This is a genomic window from Bacteroidales bacterium, assembly GCA_018334875.1.
GTDB lineage: Bacteria > Bacteroidota > Bacteroidia > Bacteroidales > UBA12077 > JAGXLC01.
Map to the genome: position 1 here is coordinate 19,573 of JAGXLC010000033.1, position 6,479 is coordinate 26,051.

The 6,479-nt window shown below is 45.1% G+C and carries 2 protein-coding genes; both read right to left on the minus strand.

Features of this window, described 5'->3' with window-relative positions:
• A partial coding sequence (gene gltB, locus KGY70_04760; protein MBS3774473.1) for a glutamate synthase large subunit occupies positions 1 to 4,502 on the minus strand: 4,502 nt, incomplete at its 3' end.
• 339 nt (positions 4,503 to 4,841) lie between these two features.
• Positions 4,842 to 6,254, minus strand: coding sequence for a type I glutamate--ammonia ligase (glnA, locus tag KGY70_04765; GenBank protein MBS3774474.1), 1,413 nt, complete (start codon positions 6,252 to 6,254; stop codon positions 4,842 to 4,844).
• Between the last annotated feature and the right edge of the window lie 225 nt (positions 6,255 to 6,479).

Genomic DNA, 6,479 nt, shown 5'->3' on the forward strand with positions numbered 1-6,479 from the left:
AGATACTTATTAATCTTCTGGTTCAGTTCCTGTAGTTTCTTCTCTTCTATGTATCGTTTGTATTCAAAAGGAATTACCTTGATGAAGTTCTTCAGGCTTTCCTCCCAGTTATTGAGAATCTGGTCTGCGAGCTTGCTGCCGGTGTATTGATAATGGTTCCGGATCAGTTGTTTTAAGGTGATGAGGTCATCAAAATCCTCAATGATTTCCAGGTTGACCATTTCCATATTGCAGAAATAATCCAGGTTCCCTTTGGGGTTATATACATAGGCTACTCCACCGCTCATTCCGGCGGCCATATTTCTACCTACCTCTCCAAGCACAACTGCCACTCCACCTGTCATGTATTCGCAGCAATGGTCTCCTGCTCCTTCCACTACTGCAGTAGCCCCGCTGTTTCGCACACAGAAACGTTCCCCGCACAGTCCGTTGATGTAAACTTCTCCTCCTGTGGCTCCGTAAAGTGTGGTGTTTCCGATTATAATATTTTTAGCAGGATCAAAGGCAGCATCATCGGCAGCTTTCACAATGATTTTACCCCCGGATAGGCCTTTTCCCATGTAATCATTGGACTGGCCTTCCAGCTTAAAGGTAATACCGGATTTGAGAAAAGCTCCGAAGCTCTGACCGGCTGAACCTTTGAAGTTACATTGTATGGTATCGTCATGAAGTCCTTTTTCCCCGTAAATTTTATCTACCTTATAGGAAAGCATGGCCCCTGTGGCACGGTCGGTGTTTTTTATTTCATGGCTTATGTGTACAGGGTTTTCTGAACGCAATGCAGGCCCGGCTTCCTCTATGAGTCGGCGATCCAGAAGATCATCCGGGAGCGGTTTCTGGCTTACTGTTTTACGTATCCCGAATTGCTTACCTTCCGGGGGAAAGTGGGTGACATCTTCCAGTGATATGTTTCTAAGCTTCCAGTGATCGATTTCCTTTCGCTGAAAAAGCAGATCGGCTCTTCCTATGATGTCTTCCATCTTTGTAAAGCCCAGTTCCGCCAGGTAATGCCTGATCTCTTCAGCCAGGAACCTGAAATATCGAATAACATGTTCCGGGCGGCCTGTGAAGCGTTCCCTTAATTTGGGATCTTGTGTGCAAACGCCTACCGAGCAGGTATTCAGGTTACATTTTCTCAGTAATATGCATCCCATGGTTACTAATGCTCCGGTGGCGAAGCCATACTCTTCGGCTCCCAATAATGCTGCGGTAACCACGTCCCGCCCTGTTTTGAGCTGACCGTCGGTATACAGCACCACCCGGTCTCTGAGGTTATTTTTAACAAGTGTTTGCTGGGTTTCCGATAAACCAAGTTCCATAGGTAATCCGGCATGCAGGATGGAACTCAGCGGACTGGCTCCTGTTCCGCCTTCGGCACCACTTATGGCAATCGAATCGGCACCGCCTTTGGCTACGCCCGCTGCTACCGTACCTACCCCAAACTCAGAAACCAGTTTTACGTTGATCTTTGCCTCCGGATTGACATTTTTCAGATCGAAGATGAGTTGGGCCAGGTCTTCAATGGAATAAATGTCGTGATGGGGTGGAGGAGAGATCAGTGTAATGCCCGGAGTGGAATTCCGGGTTTTGGCAATAACACTGTCAACTTTGGTTCCCGGCAACTGGCCTCCTTCTCCGGGCTTTGATCCCTGTGCTATCTTGATTTGTATCTCCTCGGCATTTACCAGATAATGGGTAGTAACTCCAAAACGTCCGGAGGCAATCTGTTTGATGGCACTTCGTTTGTTTTCCCCGTTTAATGAAATCTGAAAACGGGCAGGGTCTTCACCTCCTTCGCCCGTGTTGCTTTTACCTCCTATGTAATTCATTGCGACGGCAAGGGTTTCATGGGCTTCCTTACTGAGGGAACCGAAAGACATGGCACCGGTAGTGAAGCGCTGCATAATGCTTTCAGCAGATTCCACTTTTTCAATATCGATGGGGTTTCGCCTGAAATCCAAAAAACCCCGCAAAAAGCTAGGTGCCTGTGTAAACCGGTCGGATGCCTCTGAAAATTTGCTATATAATTTTGGATCGTTTTTTCGTACTGCATGTTGAAGATAGCCTATGGTTTCCGGACTCCAGGCGTGATCTTCTGCCTCATACCGGTAATAGGAGGTACCCTGAAATTCTTTATTGAAATTGATCCTTTGATCGCTAAAAGCTTTGGCATGAGGAATTAGGTTTTCCCGGGCAATTTCATCCAGCCCAAGCCCTTCAATGGCAGAGGCTGTTCCTGTAAAATATGTACTGATAAATTCCTTATTCAATCCGATGGATTCAAAAAGCTGAGCTCCCCGGTAACTGCGTAGCGTAGAGGTCCCCATCTTTGACATGATCTTGAAGATGCCTTTCCGGATGGCTTTGGTATAATTGGCTTCTGCCGTATAATAATCCATCTGGACCTTCTGCTCCTTTACCAGTTGATCTATAACGGCAAATGCCATATAGGGATTGATGATGCTTGCCCCGTATCCGAATAGCAATGCAAAGTGCATCACTTCCCGTGGTTCGCCAGTTTCAATGACAATATCGATCTGAATCCGTTTTTGTTTTCTTATCAGATGATGATGAACTGCCGAAACAGCCAACAAAGAAGGAATAGGGGCTTTGTCTTTATTTATGCCCCAGTCGGATAGGATGATGTAGTCTTTGCCTTCGTCCACGGCTTGTTCTGCTTTGCTGCATATTGTATCCAGTCCTTTTTTAAGCCCTTGTGGACCAAGGTTGGCATCGAATAATATCGGTATGGTGGTTGTGAAAAATCCTTTGTATTTCAGGTTTTTTAATATCTCAAGGTATTTATTGGTGATCACCGGGTTGAGAAATTTGATCATCCTTGCATGATCCGGGATATCATTCAGCAGGTTTTTCTGATGCGAACCGATATACCCGGTAAGCGTCATGATCACCTCTTCCCGGATGGGATCGATGGCAGGGTTCGTGACCTGGGCAAAGTGCTGCCTGAAGTAATTGAAAAGGCGCTGAGGCATTTTTGAAGCCACGGCAAGCGGAGTGTCATTTCCCATGGATCCGACCGGTTCTTTTCCCTCACGTGCCATCGGACGTATGATGTTTTTCATCTCATCCAGGGTATACCCGAAGGTGAGCAGTATTTTATCATGATCATCTTTCAGGGCTACAGGTACTTTCCTGGCGAAGGGGATCTCATCCAGCGTGATCTCGTTTTCCTTAAGCCACTGTGCATAAGGTTTTTGATTGGCCAGTTCTTGTTTTACCTCCGGGTCGTAATGAATTCTTCCCTCATGGGTGTCCACCAAAAGAATTTTCCCCGGTCTCAGACGGCCTTTTTCCTTGACGTTTTTATCCGGTATGTCCAGTACACCTACTTCGGAACTCATGATCATCATGTCATCATCCGTGAGTATATAGCGGGAAGGCCTTAGTCCATTCCGGTCCAGCAAACCGCCGATGAACCTTCCGTCGGTGAACAGAACCGCTGCAGGCCCGTCCCAGGGTTCCATGAAGGTGGAATGGTATTCATAAAATGCTTTTACATTATCGGGAATGGGATTCCGGGTGTTCCATGACTCGGGGATGAGCATGGCCATGGCATGAGGAAGGGTTTTACCAGATTGTACGAGAAATTCCAGTGTGTTATCCAGTGCTGCCGAGTCACTTTTGTCGGGTTGTATAACAGGTAATACCTCGTTTATTTCATCTCCCAGCATATCGGACTTTAGCAATGAGGCGCGCGCATGCATCCAGTATTTGTTGCCCTGGACTGAATTGATCTCCCCGTTGTGGCAAAGCATCCGGAAAGGCTGGGCCAAATCCCATGTAGGGAAGGTGTTGGTGCTGTATCGGGAATGTACCAGGGCGATGGCACTTTTTGTATGCGGATCGGTCAGATCTTTATAAAATTTTTTCAACTGAAGGGAGGTGAATAACCCTTTATAAATAACCACCTTTGAGGAAAGGCTTACTACATAGAAACGTTCTTTATCTTTTAGGTCAGAGGCTTCAATGATTTTTTCCAGCTTTCTCCGAAGGATATAAAGTTTTCTTTCCAGTATTTCCTGAGAAAGATCTGCTTTGAGAAATACCTGGCTGATAATGGGTTGTTCCTGTTTTGCCAGGTCGCCTATTTCATCTGAATTTACCGGTACTTCCCGGGTTTGGATGAACTCCAGCCCCAGCCCTTCTGCCAGCTCTTTTAGCTGATTCAGACAGTATTGGGCTTCCTTTTCGATCTGTGGTAAAAAGAGTATGCCGGTTCCGAATTTCCCCTCTTCAGGAAGTTCTATGCCTTGGTTTACATAATATTCCCGTGGAATTTGGATGGTGATGCCGGCTCCGTCACCGGTATTGCTGTCTGCTCCTTCCGCCCCTCTGTGACGAAGATTGGCAAGTACTTCCAAACCTTTTTCAACAATACCGTGAGATTTCTCGCCCCTTACGTGGGCTACAAAACCAATTCCACAATTATCCCGCTCATTCTGACGGTTATACAGACCGATGTTCTGAGGTAAGTAAGCCATAAGTTTTTGTTTTTTATACACGTAATTGGACCTCTTTCTCCTACAGACAGATTATTGATTTAATCCATTTATAAGAGAACAATTTCCTCTGTTTATTTGAAGGGGAGGTCTCCTGCCTGACCGGAGATTACATTTAAATTAGCTTGTAAAAGTAAAAAGAATATGTTAAAAAGCATAATGATATGGTTGAAAAATCAGATGTATCGATCCGGTATCAGAAAAAATATAACTTTTTGCCATCATGAGTCCGGTCTGATGGATTTTTACTGCCACCAAACCAGCCCTGCAGGCAGGACTGGTTGGTGGCAGTTTTTTATTTAATCCTTCTCTGAGATGATCTTAGTTGTCATAATACAGGAAAAATTCATAAGGATGAGGTCTCGATGCAAGTTCATTCAGCTCATTTTCCTTTTTGTATTTAACATAATTTGTTATTAAATCATCTGTAAACACATCGCCTTTGGTAAGGTACTCATAGTCTTTCTCAAGAGCCTCCAGGGCTTCATCCAGGGAACCGGGAACCTTGGGCACTTTTGCCAGCTCCTCAGGGTTCATGGAATAGATGTCTTTATCCAATGCCTTTCCCGGGTCGATTTTGTTCTCAATACCATCCAGCGTTGCCATAAGCATGGCCGTGAACATCAGGTAACCGTTTGCCGTGGGATCGGGGCACCGGAATTCAAAACGTTTGGCTTTCGGAGATTTTGAATACATCGGTATCCTGACGGCAGCAGAGCGGTTACGCTGTGAATAGGCCAGGTTTACCGGTGCTTCAAACCCGGGCACCAGTCGTCGGTACGAATTGGTTGTGGGCGCTGCAAAAGCAAGTAGAGAAGCTGCATGTTTCAGCACGCCTCCCATGCCGTAAACCGCTTCCTGCGAAAGCCCTGCATATTTATCACCGGCAAACATCGGCTTCCCTTCTTTCCATAAAGACAGATGGGTGTGCATGCCGCTGCCATTGTCCTGGAATATGGGTTTTGGCATAAACGTCACAGTTTTGTTGTGTGTTTTGGCTACGTTTTTAACCACATATTTGAACCACATGAACTGATCGGCCATGGTAAGCAGATCGGCAAATTTCATATCGATCTCGGACTGTCCGCCTGTGCCTACCTCATGATGGTGGGCTTCAATGACAAGTCCCAGTTTCCTTAGCACATCCACCATTTCACCACGCATATCGTGGTAGGTATCTGTTGGGCTTACCGGAAAATAGCCTCCCTTGTAACTGGGTTTATAACCCAGGTTAGGCTCTTCGATGCGATTGGTATTCCATGCTCCTTCATTGGAATCTATCTGATACATACCCAGGTTTTGTCTCTGATCGTAACGGATTTCATCGAAAATGAAAAACTCAGGCTCCGGTCCGATGAAACAGGTATCTCCCAATCCGGATTTTTTCAGGTATTCAATCCCTTTCTGGGCAACATACCTCGGATCCCTCGTGTAAGGCTTCAAAGATACCGGATCATACACATCGGCAATAACGCTTACTGTAGGCTTTGCAAAAAACGGATCCATTTTCGCTGTGGATGGATCGGGAATGGCAACCATATCCGACATATGGATGTCCTGCCAGCCTCTTATGGATGATCCGTCAAATCCTACTCCTTCTTTAAAGGTGTCTTCATCCCATGTATCCACGGGAAAAGTACAGTGTTGCCAGGAACCGAGCAGGTCGGTGAATTTGAGATCAACCATTTCGGCTCCGTTCTCTTTGGCAAAATTAAAAAACTCAGTTGGTGTCATACGCTTTAGATTTAAATGGTTTATATAATGGTTCTTTTTATCGATTTTTAAAGAAGTACCCCTAAATTTTCAAGGGTGATCTTTGCAAATATATACATATTTTTAAAATGCCCCAAATATTAAAAGGGATAATTTCAAAAATTGTTCAAAATTTTCTAAATAATCTTTGAAATTTTATGGGATTATCAGAAATTTTTTTGTTAATGTCTGCTGTAGGTAGGTTTA